The sequence below is a fragment of the Neorhizobium turbinariae genome (genome assembly GCF_023223505.1).
Lineage (GTDB): Bacteria > Pseudomonadota > Alphaproteobacteria > Rhizobiales > Rhizobiaceae > Neorhizobium > Neorhizobium turbinariae.
The window spans coordinates 410293-428111 of sequence record NZ_JALPRY010000001.1 but is presented as its reverse complement, the minus strand read 5'-3'; the positions used below and the strand labels follow the sequence as shown (position 1 = coordinate 428111).

Here is a 17819-nt window from a genome sequence, read left to right as displayed (position 1 = left end):
CCCCAGCCCCAGAACACATGCCGGAGGAACTCCGGTCGGCTGTCATGAAAGGTAGCGCTTAATAGTTTAAGATTAGTTCACCATGTTTATTAAGGCTGAAAGGCCCGGATACCCCGGCCTTTCGGAGCCGAAATTCAGCCTCGGGCAACGGCCGGGCGAGACATCTGGAACACGTCCGTGCCCCCATCGGCATAGTCCATGTAGCCCATGCGGGCGATAGGCTTGGCAAGCGACATGTCGATTCGCCCGTCGCGCAGAATCGTTTCGCTGATGTGGATGCCGGTCACCTCGCCCAGCACCATGAACGAGTCTGACGCTTCGCCATCGAGCCCCTTGGGGTTGATGATCTCGGTCACGCGGCACTCGAGCACCGTATAAGCTTCCGCCACGAAGGGCGCATCCACCGTTACGGCCATCTTCGCCGTCAGGCCCGAGAGCTCGAATTCACTGACGCCGTATTCGACGGCCGCAGACGAGGCGTTCACCTGCTCGGCAAGATGCCGGCTGGCGAGGCTCGCAGTAAAGACGCCAGTTTCCTCGGCGTTCTTCAGGCTGTGCTTGCGCCCGCTCGACGAAAACATCACGAGCTTCGGCTGGTCGGAGACGATGTTGAAGAAGGAGTAGGGCGAGAGGTTCAGCGAACCATCTCTGCCCTTCGTTCCGATCCAGCCGATCGGCCGCGGCGCAACGATCGCCTTGAACGGATCATGCTTGAGGCCATGCTGGTTGGTGTCTGTTGTGTAGAACATCTGGCGTTACACCTCGCCGGCATAGGTGACGACCTGCGAGAGTTCAGGCCGCGGGCGGTCCGGCGTCGGGAAGTCACTCGAGCCGATATGGACGAAACCTGCCACCTTCTCGCCGGGCTTGACCCCGAGAACGTCGAGCGCGGCATCATCATAGGCGATCCATTCGGTGCGCCAGTTGGCGACATAGCCATGCGCTTGCGCCGCAAGCACGAGGTTGAAGGCCAGCGCGCCAGCCGAAAGAACCTGTTCCCACTCCGGGATCTTCGGATGTGGAGCCGCCGTGCTGACCACCCCGACGACGAGCGGCGCGCGGGTGAAACGGTTAAGTTCCGCCTGCCGGGCAGTTTCCGTCATCTCCGGGTCCTTCTCGAGCGCCAGCTTCAGGAACGCCTCGCCGAGCTTCTGCCGCAAATCGCCACGGTACACAACCAGCCGCCATGGTGCGATCTTCCCATGGTCGGGAACGCGCACGGCAAAGGTCAAGATCTCATCCAGTTCCTCCTGCGTCGGCCCCGGTTCCTTGATCTGGGCAACGGGGGTGGAGTGTCGGTCGCGGAGAAAGTCAATGAGCTTGATATCGTTCTGCATTATGTCATCTTTCGAGCGGGAGAGGATGCATCGGGAAGGCCTTGAAATCGCCCCGACATTAGTCTCAAGTGGCTCGCGGTAAAACAAGAGTCAATTGGTACCGTAATCATGTCAGGCATCATCACTGTGGCACGCACCCTTGTGGCGGGAGGGCTGGTCGTCGGACTGGCGTCGTCCGTGTGGGCTCAGGAAGATGCCTTCAAGAGCTTTCGTCAGCTCGACAGCACGGCCAAGATGCCGAAGATCAATGCCTTTTCGGCCGTCGGCAGCGAAGAAGCGAATACGAATGCGCGCGATGTCGCCTTCGATGCCAAGCTGACAGCGGATGGCGAGGTCATGCAGGAAGGCTTGGTCTGGCGCGTGTTCAGCCCGATTGCCGGTGAAGATGGCAAGCTTCCCCTTGTCGCAAGCTCAGAAGGTGGTCCGGCCGCGTTCCAGCTGTCGCCGGGCGAATATTTCGTCAACTGCGCCTTTGGCCGGGCGGGCGTCACGAAGAAACTGACCGTGCCTGAGACGGGTGACGTGCCAAAGCAGACGCTGGTGCTCGATGCCGGCGGCTTCGTGCTGAACGCCGTGGCTGGAACTGACCAGCGCATTCCGCCGAAGCAGTTGAGCTTCTCCGTTTATGCAGCCGAGCAGAAAGAGAATGGCGACAGGGCGCTGGTGATGGCCGACGTTGCGCCGAATACCGTTGTACGCCTCAACGCCGGCACCTACCACATCGTCTCCGAATATGGCGATGTGAACGCCGTGGTGCGCGCCGACATTCAGGTCGAGGCAGGCAAGCTGACCCAGGCTGTCCTGCAGCATCGTGCGGCGCAGATCACGCTGAAGCTGGTGTCACAGCCGGGTGGTGAAGCGATTGCCGATACGGCCTGGTCGGTGCTGACGGCGGCCGGCGACGTCGTCAACGAGAGCGTCAGCGCCTTTTCGACCATGGTGCTGGCGGAAGGTGAATATCTTGCCGTCGCCCGCAACAAGAACAAGATTTACCAGCGTGAGTTCAGCGTCAAATCCGGCCGCAACAGCGATGTCGAGGTGTTGATGCGGGACAGCAAGCAGGTGGCGGGCGCCACGAGCGACGTGAACTGATCCAAGGATCGCAGATTCCATAAGAAAAAGGCAGCGCCCGGTAACGAGCGCTGCCTTTTCTGTTTTAAGCGGCAGTCTTTGCCTTCTTCGCTTCCTGGCGGCGCAGGACATCCGGCGGCGTTGCCTCGAGTGCAAGCGAAGCGATTGCCTCGTCCAGCGACATGGAGGTCTGCGCCTGAGAGCCGAGGCGGCGGATGTTCACCGAACGGTTCTCCGCTTCCTGACGGCCGCATACGACGATCACCGGAACCTTCGTGACCGAATGCTCGCGGATCTTGTAGTTGATCTTTTCGTTGCGGAAGTCGGTCTCGACGACCATGCCAGCATCGCGCAGCGCTTCTGCGACTTCGCGCCCATAATCATCCGCGTCCGATGTGATCGTTGCGACGACGACCTGCGTCGGCGCGATCCAGAGCGGCATGTGGCCCGCGAAGTTCTCGATCAGGATACCAAGGAAGCGCTCCATCGAGCCGCAGATCGCGCGGTGGATCATCACCGGCTGTGTCTTCTCGGAGTTCTGGTCGATGTAGAAGGCGCCGAACCGCTCCGGCAGGTTGAAGTCAACCTGGGTGGTGCCGCACTGCCATTCGCGGCCGATCGCGTCCTTCAACGTGTATTCGAACTTCGGACCGTAGAACGCGCCCTCGCCTGGCAGAATGCCCGTCTTGATGCGACCGCCGGATTGGGCTTCGATCGTCTTCAGCACGTCCATCATGACGGATTCGGCGCGATCCCAAAGCGCATCCGTACCGACGCGCTTTTCAGGCCGCGTCGACAGCTTCACGACAACTTCCTTGAAGCCGAAGTCTTCATAGACGGACAGGATCAGGTCGTTGATGCGAAGGCATTCGGCTGCCATCTGCTCGTCGGTGCAGAAGACGTGTGCATCGTCCTGGGTGAAGCCACGAACGCGCATCAGGCCATGCAGGGCGCCGGAGGCTTCGTAACGGTGCACGGTACCGAATTCAGCAAGTCGAATCGGCAATTCGCGGTAAGACTTCAAGCCATGCTTGAAGATCTGCACGTGACCCGGGCAGTTCATCGGCTTCAGCGCGAAGACGCGGTTGTCGGCTTCCTTGTCGTCCGGATGCGTGAACGCATAGGCCGACTTCACGGCGAACATGTTCTCCTGGTACCAGCCCCAGTGACCGGAGGTTTCCCAGAGCGACGCATCCAGCACCTGCGGTGCATTGACCTCTTCATAAGTGCCGGCCAACCGACGGCGCATGTAAGCAGTCAGGGTCTGGAACATGCGCCAGCCCTTGCCATGCCAGAAGACAACGCCCGGGCCTTCTTCCTGGAAGTGGAACAGATCCATCTCACGGCCGAGCTTCCGGTGGTCGCGCTTTTCGGCCTCAGCCAGCACATGCAGGTACTGGTCGAGTTCTTCCTGCGTGGCCCAGGCCGTTGCGTAGATACGGGTCAGCATCGGGTTGTTGCTGTCACCGCGCCAGTAGGCGCCAGCTACCTTCATCAGCTTGAAGGCCGTGCCGATCTGGCCGGTCGAGGCCATGTGCGGGCCACGGCAAAGGTCGAACCACTTGCCCTGGCGGTAGATCTTGACATCATCGCCTTCCGGGATCGCGTCAACAAGCTCGACCTTGTAGGTCTCGCCCATGTCGCCGAACACCTTGCGGGCCTCATCGCGCGACCAGACTTCCTTGGTGAAAGGCTCGTTGCGCTGGATGATCTCCTTCATCTTCTTTTCGATCTTCGGCAGATCGTCAGGTGTGAAGGGCCAGTCTTCGCCCGTCTCCTTGTTGACGCGCTTGAAGTCGTAATAGAAGCCGTTCTCGATCACCGGGCCGATGGTGACCTGGGTTCCCGGCCACAGGGACTGCACCGCCTCGGCCATCACGTGGGCGGCGTCGTGGCGGATGAGCTCAAGCGCACGCGGATCGGTGCGCGTGACGATCTCGATCTTGCCGTCGGTTACGGGGTCGGAAAGGTCGCGCAACTGGCCATCGAGCGCGATCGCCACGGCCTTCTTTGCAAGCGACTTAGAAATGGATTCGGCGACAGCAAGGCCGGTCGTTCCGGCTTCAAAAGCGCGAACGGAGCCATCGGGGAATGTAAGGGAAACGGACATCTGAATTCTCCTGTCCAGTCCCGCCAACGAATGCGGGTGGTCAAAAAGGGCCGCCGACGCAGGCCAGCAGCATGAACGCGTGCGTATTAGTGAAAACAGGCGGACAAGTAAAGGTTTTAGGCGCTGTGGCTTGGCCGCCAATAACGCCACGGCATCCACCAATGCTGGCGCCCCGCCAGTGTCTCCGGCACCGGATCAAGTCCGCTGGCGCCGCCCGGCCCGCAACGCGCGACGCGAAACAGCGTCATCCAGCCGCCCGGCCACAAACCATGGCGGGCGACGGCCTCGTAACCGAATTCGGAACAGGTCGGGATATGCCGGCAGCTATTTCCGATGAAGCCGGAGAGCGTGAGTTGATACAGCCGGATCAGGCCCATGCCGAGCAGACGGTCCGGGGTCTTGCGGAAGGGACCGCGCCAGTTGCGTCCGGCGGAACGCGCCGGGGCTTCAGGATGTCGACAATCAGGCGCGCCGCACATGCCGGTCAGCCGACCGCCACGCTGGCCTGCGTCTTCGCCTCGATCTGGTCGATCGCATCGACCACGGCGTCGAAGGTCAGCATCGTGGAGGCGTGGCGGGCCTTGTAGTCCTTGACCGGCTTCAGGTAGCGCATTTCCTCGAAGCGACCTTCCGGCCCCTCACCGCCTTCCTTCAGCATCGCAAGCATGTCCTGGCGTGCCTGGCGGATCTCGGCGGCGCTGGCGCCAACGACGTGGCGCGCCATGATAGAGGACGAGGCTTGGCCCAACGCGCAGGCGCGCACCTCATGGGCGAAATCGGTGATGCGATCGCCGCTCATCTTCAAGTGCACTTTGACCTTGGAGCCGCAGAGCTTCGAATGCTTCTCCGAGCTAGCATCAGCATCGGGCAGAGTGCCGGCGCGCGTGATGTTGCCCGCGAATTCCAGGATCTTGCTATTGTAAATGTCGTCCATGGGGCTGTTTTGCCTGTTGGCTGGTGAACACTCTGTGCTCGCTGGCGATCTACCAGAATGAATCTCGGACCCTTATATGTGATGGTGCGCAGGGATCATCAAGAACGGATCTTTTCACGAAATCCTATCGAAATGAGGATAGGATGTCTTGTAAAAGAGCCGGGCAGCGGTCAGATAACGCCCAATTGCCTTACTATTCGTGGCGCTTCGGGGCCCGCTAAGGCGTGAGTGACGAACAGTCGGATGCGGCCTTGAACCGCATCGGGAGACGATAGATGGATGCCATCGTGAAGAATTTCCCGGGCACGCAGGAAAAGCAGGCCCGTCCAACCCAGCAGGAGGCAGAGGAAGCCGTTCGCGTTCTTCTGCGTTGGGCCGGCGACGACCCGAGCCGGGAAGGCCTGCTGGATACGCCCAAGCGCGTTGCTGCGTCCTACCGCGAGCTTTTCTCCGGTTATGACCTGGCCGCCGAAGACGTGCTGGGCCGCACCTTCGAGGAAATGTCCGGCTTCGACGACATCGTGCTGGTGCGCGACATTCCGTTCTTTTCGCATTGCGAGCACCACATGCTGCCGATCAAGGGCAAGGCGACCATCGCCTACCTGCCGTCCGGCCCGGTTCTCGGCCTGTCGAAGATCGCCCGCGTTGTGGAAATCTTCGGTCGCCGCCTGCAGACGCAGGAAAACATGACGGCGCAGATCGCCCAGGCAATCCAGAACACGCTGAAGCCGCGTGGTGTTGCCGTGTTGATCGAGGCGGAGCACATGTGCATGGAAATGCGCGGTGTGCAGAAGCATGGATCGCATACGCTGACGACCACCTTCACCGGTGAGTTCAAGACCAACGCCGCCGAGCAGGCTCGCTTCTTCACGCTTGCCCGCAATCGCTGACCAGAGGCGCCTCATGTCCATCTCGTTCGCAAGTCCATCTGCCGACAAGGCAGAGCTGGAAGCTGCCGGTCCGTTCACGCCACGATTCGATGCCAATGGCCTCGTCACAGCCGTCGTGACGGACGTGCGCGACGGCGAACTGCTGATGGTGGCGCATATGAACGCCGAGGCGCTGGCGTTGACGGTGGAAACCGGTGTAGCCCACTATTACAGCCGCTCGCGCGGCAAGATCTGGAAGAAGGGCGAATCTTCCGGAAACCTGCAGACAGTGCATGAACTGCGCACCGATTGTGACCAGGACGCCGTGTGGCTGAAGGTTTCCGTCGCAGGACATGACGCCACCTGTCACACCGGCCGGCGCTCCTGTTTCTATCGCACGGTCACAAAAGTTGACGGCGCGGCGGTTCTTGAAGTCAATGACGATCAGCGTCATTTTGATCCAAGTGTCGTTTATTCGGACGCGGGAACACGTTAGGCGTCTGCCCCGATTTCGGTCGGTTGCTCCCATCTGATGAACGGATTCGAAACCCTTTGAGGCGCTAGATTGGCGCCAAGGGGTATTCAGCTTTTCTTGGGGGTGTTTGCTGATGCTGAACTGGAGCTGGAACCGTCAGGAACCTGACGCCACCGCTGCCGAAGCAGGCGGCACAGCCGTTACGCCCCCGACCCCGCCGGAAAACGAAGCACCGCGGAAGGCAAAGCTTGCGCTCGCGCTTGGCGGCGGTGCAGCCCGAGGCTGGGCCCATATCGGCGTCCTGCGTGCACTGGACGAAGCCGGCATCGAGGTCGGCATGATCGCCGGCACCTCGATCGGCGCGCTGGTCGGTGGCTGTTACCTTGCCGGAAAGCTCGATGAACTTGAAAGCTTCGCCCGGTCGCTGACCATGCGCCGCATTGCAGGCCTTCTCGACCTGACGATCGGCGGCGGCGGACTGCTTGGCGGCATGCGGCTGACCAAGCGGATGCAGGAACACCTTGAGGGTCTCTCCATCGAGGATCTCGACCGGCCGTTCGTGTCCGTGGCGACCGAACTGCATACGGGTCATGAAGTCTGGATCTCCAGCGGCTCGCTGATCACGGGCTTGCGCGCTTCCTACGCGCTTCCCGGCATCTTCGAGCCGGTGCGGAGCAACAACCGCACGCTGGTGGATGGTGCTTTGGTGAACCCCGTTCCGACATCGGTGTGCCGGGCCTACGAGCAGCCCCTGGTCGTCGCGGTGAACCTCAACTACGAAATCTTTGGCCGTTCGGCGGTCGTGAAGCTGAACGCCAGCGTCCAGACGCCCGAAGAGCGGAAGAAGCAGGAAGAGACGCGGGTCAGCGTTACCGGAACCATGGTACAGGCCTTCAACATCATCCAGGAGAGGATTTCGCGGGCGCGTCTTGCCGGCGACCCACCGGATCTCGCGCTTCATCCGCGGCTGGCCGATATCGGTCTTTCCGAATTCCATCGCGCAGGTGAAGCAATCCAGCGTGGCTATGATGAAACCATGGCCCAGATTTCGGCGCTGAAGCGCATGCAGGAAGTCTTCGCCCGCTAGGAAGCGGGCGACTCCTCCTCGGCGGCGGCCTCAGCCGGCGATATAGGCCTTGATCTGCTCGGCCTCGAACTCGATCTCGCGAATACGCGATTTCACGACGTCACCGATCGACACGATACCCGCCAGCTTTCCCTCCTGCTCCACAGGCACGTGCCTGAAGCGTCCGGCGCTCATGATGCCCATCAGTTCATCGACGGTCGTGTCTTCCGTGCAGCGCTGCACGGTGGATGTCATCGCCGAGCGTACCGGCTGATCGAGGACCGAAGCGCCGGACCCGGCGACGGCCCGCACAAGGTCGCGTTCAGTAAAGATGCCTGCGACCCTTCCATCGACGCCGGTGATGACGACGGCACCGATCTTGTTGTCATTGAGGACACGGGAGACGTCGAGCAATGTCATGTCGGGCTTTACGGTCACGACATCACGGCCTTTTGCATCCAGCATATTCTTGACGTTGATTGCCACAGGTCTCTCCTCAAACCATTCGGCTTCCGGGTCCCCCTCCCCAGGACGGCACCGGACGCGCTATTTGTCCCACGCGCTGGCGAAAGTTTAGGACGGTCTGAAATGGAGATCAAGCTTGCGTGAATGCAGTCAGCGTCGTGCAGGCACCGGATCAAACAAGCCAAAGGTAAGGAAGCCGAACAGGAAGCCGCCGATATGGGCATCCCAGGCGATCGGTCCCACATCTGCGCCGAACAGCGTTACCCCGAAGGCGACGAGCAGGTTCCCGAGGAACCACATGGCGGTGAAGATCACTACCGTCCGATTGCGGAAGGCGCCGAGGATCGACTGCCGCGGCAGAAGGTGTCCGTACATGCGGTCATAGCCGCGCTCGCCCGGGAAGGCGAAACGGCAGGCAGCGCCCATCAGAGCGGATACAACGCCGGAAGCGCCGATCAGCAGTGTTTCATCACCCCAGTTGATCCAGGCATGGAAGAAGGCGGAGGCGACAGCCGATAGTGCCCAGAAGACCAGGTAGCGGACTGTCCCGATGCGACGTACAACAGGCGCGCCGAACGCCATCAGCCACAGGCTGTTGAAAAGGATGTGCTCGATGCTGCCGTGGAGCAGCGAATAGGTGACCGGCGTCCAGAGCCATTCATATCCCTGCTCCGCCAGCGGGTAAGCATAGCGGAGCGGCGCGAAGGCCAGGTCGATAACAAGGTAGGCGCGTTCCTCAGGGCCGAGCAGATATTCCTGCACGACATAGATGAGGGCGAGCAGCGCGAGCGTGAAAACGAGGCTGTTCGGCAGGTTGAATATTGGCGGCGACGGCTCGATTTCCTGCCCGCTGCCTTCCGGCTCCGCCGGCATGTCCCGCCCATCAACCATCGTAACCTCACCATGCATGTTCCCTTCGAGCCATACAGAAGCGCCCGGCCAAAGGAAAGGCGCAGCAAGGCTGTTGACCACGACGCATTGCCGCAACGAATCCTTAACCATGGCGGGCCTGCCATGGCACGCTTTTCGCTGAAGGAAGGCGAACGGTCGCGCATGACGCGCGGTTTTGGAATGAAATGTTACAGGTGCAGTGAATGCAAAACCATGCAAGCCGGTCCTTTTTCGACTACTGGCTGAACATCAAGGGCGATCGGATCGCGCCGCTACGAACCCAGGTTGACCCATCCGCACTGCGCCATCTCCTGCCGGACCTGTTCATCATCGCAAAGAGCAACACCGGCGCGCCAACGTTCCGCCTGGCGGGGACCCGTCTCTGCGACCTGTTTGATCGCGAGTTGAAGGACCAGTCCTTCGGTTATCTCTTCAGCGGTTCGAACGCGACCGATGGTGCCGATCTGGCACACAAGGTGCTCGAATACGAGACGCCGGCGCTTCTTGAACTCGTTCTCCCAGAGATCCGAAAGGATCAGCCATACCAGATGTTGCTGCTGCCGCTCTGGTCGACAGAGTTCGATGGCTGCGACCGGGTCCTGGGATCACTGATGCCGGTCATGCCCGGCCAGCCCCGGCCACGCTCGCCTGTCCCGGGCTTCCGGCTGAGGGACTGGACCTTCCTCACCGGCAGCGACGCCCACTTCGGCGTACCACTGACGGCAGACAAGGCCGACCAGCCAAACACGCGGCGGACGCCACAGCCGATGGTGGCGCGTACAACCTGAGGTGCAACAACCATCTGTTAACTCGGCCACGCTATTGTAGACGGGACGCACCAACAGGGCCGCACCCCTAATGTATTCATTCCAGCCGGCACCAACCCAGACGCAGGTTGCTCCCACGCAGCGGGCATTCCAGAGCGTGACGGTCAACGTGCCCGGTCGGCTGATGCTGGCGTCCTACGAAGAATTCCCGTGTGACGCTGTCGACATGTCGCCTGGCGACGTGAGCTTCACCTGCGCCGGCCGCCCGGCCGTCGGCGAGCGCGTCGTCGCCTATCTCGATCACCTGGGTCGCCTCGAGGGCAATGTCACCGCCCTCACAGCTAACGGCTTCGTGATGTCGATCAACGCGACGGACCGCAAGCGCGAGAAACTGGCCGCCCAGTTGACGTGGATCGCCAACAAGCACGAACTCGGCCTTCCGGAAGATCGCCGACATGATCGTCTTGCTCCGCGCAATACGCGCGCCGAGATCACTCTTGATGACGGCCGCCGTTATGCCTGCCGTATCATGGACCTTTCGCTGTCCGGCGCGGCAATCGACATCGATATCCGGCCTGCCCTTGGCACGGCCGTGCGCCTCGGCAGCATGCGGGGCCGCGTGGTTCGCCACTTCATGGAAGGCGTCGCGATCGAGTTCAGCTCGGTCCAGTCGCGCGAAACTCTGACCGAGTTTCTCTAAGCTTCATCCATTCCCTCTGTGATCAGCCCGTGACGACCTAAAGCGCCTGCGCCATGCGCATGCGCGCTATCACCTGTGTCATCGGCCCACATCGCACCTCTGCTGTCCCATTACGACCAGAAAAAAATGTGCCGTTTCGAGATTATTTTCTTGAGACGTTGCGGCGTAAAACCGGCGTGTGACGTGATTTTTCATGACAGCTTGTATGGATCAGCGCATCTCAGCCAGGCTTCGCGTTAACCTTTCACCGCGGTCTGCCACCATCGACCTGCTTCTTCCCCCTCGAACAAGCCCGAGTTCATTGGCCGACGAGCATTCCGCCGCGGTTACGGACGCTCTTCCGGCGTGCCATCTTCGATAACCCGATCGATCCAATTTTATCTGTATTCGATTGGTAATTTAGCAGAATTGAGTTCAAATAAGCATTTGTTTTTACTACGGGATTTTGCCGTCGCTCAAACCCTGCCTGGCATTGTCCTTCCCATAACGGGGAGACAAGAACATGAGCCACCTCAAGGGAATACGCCTCGCAGCCATCACCGCCGTCATGGCCGTCATCTCGGCCGGATCGGCCTTCTCCATGCCCGCCGGCGCCATGCGCGTCATCGGCCAGGCGAACCCGCCGATCGGGCATTACGAGTTCTGCAAGACCTATACGAGCGAGTGCACGGCTTCCTATAAGGATCGCGGGCCGATGACGCTGACCGAAGAGAAGTGGCGCACGCTTCTCGACGTCAACTACACCGTCAATTCGTCGATCACCCCGATGACCGACCAGGAGATCTACGGCGTCGAAGAGCGTTGGGCCTATCCCCGCACCGTCGGCGACTGTGAAGACTTCGTGCTTCTGAAGCGCAAGATGCTGATGACCAAGGGCTTCTCTCCCTCGGACCTGCTGATCACGGTCGTCCTGCAGCCAAATGGCGAAGGCCATGCCGTGCTGACCGTCCGCACCGATCGCGGCGACTTCGTTCTCGACAACATGCGCAACAAGGTGATGGTGTGGACCGACACGGAATACACCTTCCTCAAGCGACAGGCGAGCGACAACCCTGCGCGCTGGGTCAAGCTCCAGGACGGCCGCGCCATGGCCGTGGGTGCGGTTTCGAAGTGATCGTCAGGCGGACAGTTCAGCTCTGCTTGGCGTCCGCCTCCACGCATTTACTCCGCATTAACCAAGACACGCCAGAGTGACCGTCGCTTCGTCTTGCTGCGTTTCGGGTCCATCCCTACCCACGCGCGACGAGCCAACGACGACGGAGCGCATCGGGCAGTGTCTGGCCATCATTCTCAAACAGAAGAGGCACCGCTGATCTCCAACCGGTTCATCTACCGGTTGACGGCCGTGATTGCCCTTCTCGCACTCCTGACTGCCGGAATCAGCCTTGGCGGTCGCTGGTTCGGTGAAAAGATTTCCCTCGCAGGGCATACGGACAGCGAAGAACTCGTTTCGCTGCAGATCGGCCAGGATAAGTTGGAACTTCCCGCCAATGTCATCCGCTTCCGCGACCAGCGCCGTTCCGGGACATCCGAGCGCGCCGATCTTTACCTGACATGGCCGGAAATGTCGGGTTTTCGCCCCGAACTGCGCGCGCGCTTCGATGACGCCGGCCAATCGTCTACCCTGATTTTCCTGCAGCTTTCGCAAAGCACGATGTCGCGCGACATGTCGGGTCGGGTCGATCCCATCTACTCGAAGCTGTTCGACGGGCCACCCGAACAGGCGGAGTCCGGCCTCACCCTTCATCGACTCGATCCCGAGGCCGGCTATGGCCCGGAAGTGCTGCTGACGGCGTCACGTCCTGGCGAAGATGATTATGCCGTTCGCTGCCTCCTGCCTGCTGCGGGAGAGAGGTCAACGGGCGGTGACTGCCAGCGAGATATCCACGTCGGACAGGATCTTTCTGTGCTTTATCGCTTCTCCAGCGACCTTTTGGAGGACTGGCAACATATTGATGCCGCAGTTAGATCCTTTGTCGAAGCCCGGCTCTCCACCAGGTGAAATGCCCGCTGCTCCGCAAGGTTCGGATGCAGCAAACCGGGGCAACGGATTGTTCATCATAAACCTCTTGGTAACGCTATTCCCCTAGATTGCTGGATAACGGCTGCGATCGGGGGAGCGGCCGGATGTAATAACGTGAATGCAAGCGATGAGTGCGGCAGTGTCAAAAACAGTGTTTTCCGCATCCCCTAAGAAGGATGCTGCGGCCATCCCGGGGTGGTTCCTCGGTTATCTTCTCACCCTAGTGATAACCCTGACGGCGTTTGCGGCTCCCGCGGCTGCGGCTCCCAAATATGCCGGCATCGTTGTCGACGCGAAAACCGGCAAGGTGCTCTATTCGGAAGATCCGGATGGCCTGCGTTATCCCGCGTCGCTCACGAAGATGATGACCCTCTACCTCACCTTCGAAGCGCTTGAGGCCGGCCGCATCCGCCTCGACAGCACCGTTCCCGTTTCCGCCAATGCCGCCAAGGAGCCTCCGTCCAAGCTCGGCGTCCGCGCCGGTGGCTCGGTCACGGTCGACCAGGCGATCCGCGCCCTTGTCACGCGTTCGGCAAACGACATCGCAACGGCTCTCGGCGAATTCGTTGGCGGATCCGAAAACCGCTTCGCGCAGATGATGACCAGCAAGGCCCGTGCGCTCGGCATGACCCGCACAACTTACCGCAACGCGCATGGCCTGCCGAACACGGCCCAGATGACGACGGCACGCGATCAGGCTCGTCTTGGTATCGCGCTTCGCCAGCACTTTCCGCAGTACTACCACTATTTCAGCATCCGCAGCTTCAACTTCGGCAAGCAGGTCATCGGCAACCACAATCGTCTGGTTGGCTCCGTGAAGGGTGTCGACGGCATCAAGACCGGCTATACCCGCGCCGCAGGCAGCAACCTCGCAACCTCCGCAGAACTTGACGGCCGCTCCATCGTCGCCGTTGTACTTGGTGGTCGCTCCAGCGCCGCACGTGATGCAACCATGCGCAAGCTGGTCGCCGAATATCTGCCGAAGGCATCGCGCGGCGGCACATCGAACCTGATCGCCCAGGCTGCACCGACCGCACCGGTTGCCGTCCCGACCGCTCCCGTTCGCTCCGAGCCGAAGGTTTCCGAAGCCCGCCAGATGGCAGCGCTTGACCTGCCGCCGGCTGGTCCGCGTCCGGAATCCCGTTACAGCGAACAGCCTGCTGCATCGATCGCTCCGGCCGCCACCGCCTATGCCGGCGAATCGTCACAAAAGAAGGTGATCAACCAGGTCATGGACAAGGCTATGGCGAATGTCTCCGCCGTCCCGACGCCTGCCCCGGAATTCATTCCCGAGCGCCGCGAAGAAGTCGCTGCCGTTCGCACCAACAAGCCGGCGCTCGACCAGGTCACCACCGCGTCAACCAAGGCTTCCAAGGCTGCAGCGCTTCCGCAGGGGTGGGTCATCCAGATCGGTGCGTCGCCTGACGAGAAGATGGCCCAGGGCCTGCTTCAGAATGCGCAGGACAAGGGCGGCAAGGTGCTGCGTTCCGCAACGCCGTTCACGGTCGCCTTCACCAACAATGGCGAACAGATGTACCGCGCCCGTTTCGGTGGCTTCGGCGACCAGAAGAAGGCGGTCGAGGCCTGCAACATGCTCAAGAAAAAGGGCATCAGCTGCTGGGCTGCCCAGCAGTAAGCGAGAGTCTCGCCTGACGTAATGCCCGCGCCGGCTGTCGGCGCGGAGAAATCTCGAGAGTATAGCGTAAGCGGGGTTTCCTATGGGACTGAACGAAAACAGCGCGGATCTTGCATTCCGCAGTCCGTCTAAGAACCGGGCACGGGGCATTGCCCTCAACCCGCTTCACGAGGCGGCGATGCGTCTGGCCGGCATCGGGATCGGCCGCTCCAAGGAGAAGACGCGCGATCTCGTGGCACTGCTGCTCAGCCATGGTGCACGGGCATGGCGCCACACGCAGCCGGAAGCGCAGATCCATCTGCACGTCGCCGGCCGCTCCGGGCGGGCCCCGGTTCGTCTGAAAATCCGCTAAGAGATTACAGCAAGCCAAGCTCGGCGAGTTCGCGCCGAAGCTCTTCAGGAAGCGCCGTCAGGTCCTCGCCGAGATTTCCGAGGTCACGCGGCGCTTCTTCATGTTTCAGGTATCGCCAGCCCTGGAACGGCCGCTTCGGCTGCGGCGCCGTCTCGATCACTTCCGGGCCGAGGAATAGCTGGCAACGCTGGATACCGTCGCCGCCGGTCACCGTCTCGATCTTGAGCAGCTTCTGCCGCGCCATCACCTGGCCCTTGATCACCCAATAGAGCGAGCCATTTTCAAGCAGCTCGTCGATGCGCTTGGGAACCATACGCGTGGTGTGCACGCTGTGCGGCTCGAGGCCGGCAGCGATCGCATTGAGGGCGCGTTCGGCAACCCAATCCCGCAGATCCTGGATGGAGTCGGCCCCGACGCAAAGCTTGATCAGATGTAGCGACATCCGCTTCTTCAAGACCCATTCGCCGTGGAGGTCAAGGCGCATGACCTCCCCTCCACAGCGACGAAACGACTCAGCACTCCACCACGTTGACGGCGAGGCCGCCGGTCGAGGTTTCCTTGTATTTCTCGCTCATGTCGTTGCCGGTCTGGCGCATGGTCTCGATGCAGGCATCAAGCGGCACGAAATGAGCGCCGTCACCCTTTAATGCGAGCGAGGCCGCAGTCACGGCCTTCACGGCTCCGAGCGCGTTGCGTTCGATGCAAGGCACCTGGACGAGCCCCGCCACCGGGTCGCAGGTCATGCCAAGATGGTGCTCGAGCGCGATTTCGGCGGCATTCTCGACCTGCTCCGGTGAACCACCCATCACGGCAGCAAGCCCTGCCGCGGCCATGGCGGCAGCAGAACCGACCTCACCCTGGCAGCCGACCTCGGCACCGGAGATGGAGGCGTTGTGCTTGATGATTCCGCCGATGGCGGCCGCGGTCAGCAGGAAGTTGCGGATATCCTCCTGCGTCGCATCCTCATGAAAATGCAGGTAGTAGCGAACCGTTGCCGGGATGACACCGGCCGCGCCATTGGTCGGTGCCGTCACAACGCGACCACCGCCGGCATTCTCCTCGTTCACCGCCATGGCGTAGACGGAGAGCCAGTCATTGGCGAGCAGCGGATTGAGCCGGTTGCTGCGCCATTCCTCGTTCAGCTTGTCATGGATCGCGCGGGCCCGACGCCGAACCTTCAGCCCACCCGGCATGATGCCGTCGACCTTGAGACCGCGGTCGATGCAGCTCTTCATCGCTTCCCAGATTTCGTCGAGCCCCGCATCGAGATCCGCGCGGCTCATCCTGGTCTCTTCGTTGGCACGCTTCATCTGCGCGATGGTGAGACCGGAGCCTTGCGCCATCTCGAGCATCTGCTTGGCAGTGGAGAAGGGATACGGCACCCGCGCATCGCTGCTGGACTTCTTCGAAGCCCGCATGGCCTCAAGCTCGGTATCGGTCACGACGAAACCGCCACCGATCGAATAATAGATCCGCTTCAGGAGAAGCCGGCCATCGCGATCGAAGACGGAGAAGCTCATGCCGTTCGCGTGGCCCGGAAGAGGCTGCTTCTTGTCGAAGATCAGGTCGGTCTTCGGTTGGAACTCGTAAATCGGATGGCCGGGAGGCGAAACGCGTCCGGTCCGCTCGACCTCGGCGATGATCTCGTCCATGCGGTCGGGATCGACCTTTGCCGGCGCCTCGCCCATAAGGCCGAGGATGACCGCCCTGCCCGTTCCATGGCCGATGCCGGTAAAGGCAAGCGAGCCATGCAGGCTCACCTTCAGCGCTGCGACATGCGTGCCCGCCGGGCGCGGCCAATCATTGGAAAGTATCAGCTCGAGGAAGCGATTGGCAGCCGACATGGGTCCCATCGTGTGGGAGCTTGAAGGGCCTACACCAATCTTGAAAACGTCGAAGACGGAAAGAAACATCTGTATCCCGCTGACTAACCCGATGATGAAGTCTAGGTCGTCAGTTCCTATAGTTCAGGTGGTGATCCGACATCCACTTGGATGGCCGCGACACTGTTCTGAAATAGGAACGGCGCGGTAGCAATACCACGCCGCCAGGATCTTTTTAGGCTGGTCAGAATGCGCCGAAGAGATAGGCGAGCGCGAGAGCTCCTGCAAATCCCGCAAGCGCCTTGAAGGTTACGCTCCAGCAGGATGTCTGTGCAGTCTCTTCCATATCGTCTCCAAGGTCTCTAGACATTTTTCTACGTCCTTGCGCGGCCGTATGGCTAACCGTCTATTAAATTACCGCCGGCTCCGCAATCACCAAGATGGCGGAAAGAAGGCGGCAGCCACAGCTTTGTCATGTTTCAATGCTGCTGGACCGTCCAAGTTCCCTCCTGCCCTCTGACTCTTGCGAGACTCTGAGAAACCTCTCATGAGAGAAGCACGACCACCGTCCCCCAAGGTTGACCCATGACGACGCTCGACTATGCCGCACTAGCCCTCTTCCTCGTGCTCTGGTGGGTCTATTCGTGGATAACTGCCGGGTCCGGTGCGCGGCTGCTTCCGCGTGCGAGCCTCAATCGCGCCATGGCGGAAAGACGCAAGCTGTGGATCTACAATTCTCTGCGGCGCGACCTGAAGATGATCGACACGCAGATCATGGCCGGCCTGCAGAACGGCACGGCCTTTTTCGCCTCCACCTCGATCTTCGCCATGGGCGGCTGTTTTGCGCTGCTCGGCGCCACCGACCAGGTCGATGCCGTGTTTCGCGACCTTGCCTTCGTCGCCTATAGCGGACGCACGACCTTCGAGCTGAAGGTTGCAGGCCTTACAGTGCTGTTCGGCTATGCGTTCTTCAAATTCGGTTGGTCCTATCGGCTCTTCAACTACTGCACGATCCTGTTTGGCGCGCTGCCGATGATGCACGAGACCAATGTCGACCGCGCAGCAGCGGAAAAGGCGGCGGACCAGGTGGTCGAAATGAACATCATCGCGGCGCGGAACTTCAATGCCGGGCTGCGAGCAATTTTTCTGTCGATCGGTTATCTCGGCTGGTTCGCCGGGCCCTATATGTTCATGGCGACGACGGTGGTTGTGATCGCCGTCCTGACGCGCCGCCAGTTTTTCTCCGAGGCACGGCTCGCCTTGATGGAACCCGACGCCAAATAAGACGCCAGGTAAAACA

At 61.0% G+C, this 17819-nt stretch carries 20 protein-coding genes; 11 read left to right on the top strand and 9 right to left on the bottom strand.

What is annotated here, in order from left to right:
* Positions 1–134: 134 nt before the first annotated feature.
* Positions 135–749 (bottom strand): flavin reductase family protein, encoded by a 615-nt coding sequence (locus tag M0654_RS02030; RefSeq protein WP_248681601.1) that lies wholly within the window; start codon positions 747–749, stop codon positions 135–137.
* 6 nt (positions 750–755) lie between these two features.
* Positions 756–1337: a nitroreductase family protein gene (locus tag M0654_RS02025; RefSeq protein WP_248681600.1), complete on the bottom strand. Its 582-nt coding sequence runs from the start codon at positions 1335–1337 to the stop codon at positions 756–758.
* A 108-nt stretch (positions 1338–1445) separates the two neighbouring features.
* On the opposite strand from M0654_RS02025, the gene M0654_RS02020 reads away from it, so the two are divergent.
* Positions 1446–2429, top strand: a complete 984-nt coding sequence (locus tag M0654_RS02020; RefSeq protein WP_248681599.1) for a hypothetical protein — start codon at positions 1446–1448, stop codon at positions 2427–2429.
* A 64-nt stretch (positions 2430–2493) separates the two neighbouring features.
* Here M0654_RS02020 and thrS read toward each other — a convergent pair whose 3' ends face one another.
* The 3 genes from thrS to M0654_RS02005 form a co-directional block, all read right to left on the bottom strand.
* Positions 2494–4518, bottom strand: coding sequence for a threonine--tRNA ligase (gene thrS / locus M0654_RS02015; RefSeq protein ID WP_282571487.1), 2025 nt, complete (start codon positions 4516–4518; stop codon positions 2494–2496).
* 116 nt (positions 4519–4634) lie between these two features.
* Entirely contained in the window at positions 4635–4997 is a 363-nt protein-coding gene (gene yidD, locus M0654_RS02010; RefSeq protein ID WP_248681598.1) for a membrane protein insertion efficiency factor YidD, read from the bottom strand.
* A 5-nt stretch (positions 4998–5002) separates the two neighbouring features.
* Positions 5003–5452: an iron-sulfur cluster assembly scaffold protein gene (locus M0654_RS02005; RefSeq protein ID WP_248681597.1), complete on the bottom strand. Its 450-nt coding sequence runs from the start codon at positions 5450–5452 to the stop codon at positions 5003–5005.
* 275 nt (positions 5453–5727) lie between these two features.
* Between M0654_RS02005 and folE the strand changes: the two genes are divergently transcribed.
* From folE to M0654_RS01990, 3 genes are all read left to right on the top strand, one after another.
* Positions 5728–6342, top strand: a complete 615-nt coding sequence (gene folE / locus M0654_RS02000; protein ID WP_118849850.1) for a GTP cyclohydrolase I FolE — start codon at positions 5728–5730, stop codon at positions 6340–6342.
* A gap of 13 nt (positions 6343–6355) precedes the next feature.
* Complete coding sequence (gene hisI, locus M0654_RS01995) at positions 6356–6817, top strand: phosphoribosyl-AMP cyclohydrolase (protein ID WP_248681596.1); 462 nt, start codon at positions 6356–6358, stop codon at positions 6815–6817.
* A 112-nt stretch (positions 6818–6929) separates the two neighbouring features.
* The gene (locus M0654_RS01990) at positions 6930–7883 is read left to right on the top strand and encodes a patatin-like phospholipase family protein (RefSeq protein WP_248681595.1); all 954 of its coding nucleotides are present in this window, start codon (positions 6930–6932) and stop codon (positions 7881–7883) included.
* Positions 7884–7913: 30 nt separating this feature from the next.
* Here the strand turns inward: M0654_RS01990 and M0654_RS01985 are convergent, their stop codons facing one another.
* Positions 7914–8348 (bottom strand): CBS domain-containing protein, encoded by a 435-nt coding sequence (locus tag M0654_RS01985; protein ID WP_248681594.1) that lies wholly within the window; start codon positions 8346–8348, stop codon positions 7914–7916.
* 129 nt (positions 8349–8477) lie between these two features.
* Entirely contained in the window at positions 8478–9236 is a 759-nt protein-coding gene (locus M0654_RS01980; protein ID WP_390919418.1) for a rhomboid family intramembrane serine protease, read from the bottom strand.
* 185 nt (positions 9237–9421) lie between these two features.
* On the opposite strand from M0654_RS01980, the gene M0654_RS01975 reads away from it, so the two are divergent.
* The 6 genes from M0654_RS01975 to M0654_RS01950 all read left to right on the top strand — a co-directional run bounded on the left by M0654_RS01975 (position 9422) and on the right by M0654_RS01950 (position 14696).
* On the top strand, positions 9422–10006 hold the full coding sequence (locus M0654_RS01975) for a PAS domain-containing protein (protein WP_248681593.1): 585 nt from the start codon (positions 9422–9424) through the stop codon (positions 10004–10006).
* A gap of 70 nt (positions 10007–10076) precedes the next feature.
* Complete coding sequence (locus M0654_RS01970) at positions 10077–10685, top strand: PilZ domain-containing protein (RefSeq protein WP_118849855.1); 609 nt, start codon at positions 10077–10079, stop codon at positions 10683–10685.
* A gap of 547 nt (positions 10686–11232) precedes the next feature.
* Positions 11233–11799, top strand: a complete 567-nt coding sequence (locus M0654_RS01965; RefSeq protein WP_245450457.1) for a transglutaminase-like cysteine peptidase — start codon at positions 11233–11235, stop codon at positions 11797–11799.
* A gap of 159 nt (positions 11800–11958) precedes the next feature.
* The gene (locus M0654_RS01960) at positions 11959–12687 is read left to right on the top strand and encodes a hypothetical protein (protein WP_248681592.1); all 729 of its coding nucleotides are present in this window, start codon (positions 11959–11961) and stop codon (positions 12685–12687) included.
* A gap of 139 nt (positions 12688–12826) precedes the next feature.
* Entirely contained in the window at positions 12827–14344 is a 1518-nt protein-coding gene (locus tag M0654_RS01955; protein WP_248681591.1) for a D-alanyl-D-alanine carboxypeptidase, read from the top strand.
* An 82-nt stretch (positions 14345–14426) separates the two neighbouring features.
* Positions 14427–14696 (top strand): hypothetical protein, encoded by a 270-nt coding sequence (locus M0654_RS01950; protein ID WP_118849858.1) that lies wholly within the window; start codon positions 14427–14429, stop codon positions 14694–14696.
* 4 nt (positions 14697–14700) lie between these two features.
* Here M0654_RS01950 and M0654_RS01945 read toward each other — a convergent pair whose 3' ends face one another.
* A complete protein-coding gene (locus tag M0654_RS01945; protein ID WP_248681627.1) occupies positions 14701–15138 on the bottom strand; it encodes a DUF1489 family protein in 438 nt (145 codons plus the stop codon).
* A 70-nt stretch (positions 15139–15208) separates the two neighbouring features.
* On the bottom strand, positions 15209–16609 hold the full coding sequence (locus M0654_RS01940) for an L-serine ammonia-lyase (protein ID WP_248681590.1): 1401 nt from the start codon (positions 16607–16609) through the stop codon (positions 15209–15211).
* 495 nt (positions 16610–17104) lie between these two features.
* Here M0654_RS01940 and M0654_RS01935 point away from each other — a divergent pair, with 495 nt between their 5' ends.
* Positions 17105–17803, top strand: a complete 699-nt coding sequence (locus M0654_RS01935; protein ID WP_248681589.1) for a DUF599 domain-containing protein — start codon at positions 17105–17107, stop codon at positions 17801–17803.
* The last annotated feature ends 16 nt before the right edge of the window (positions 17804–17819 follow it).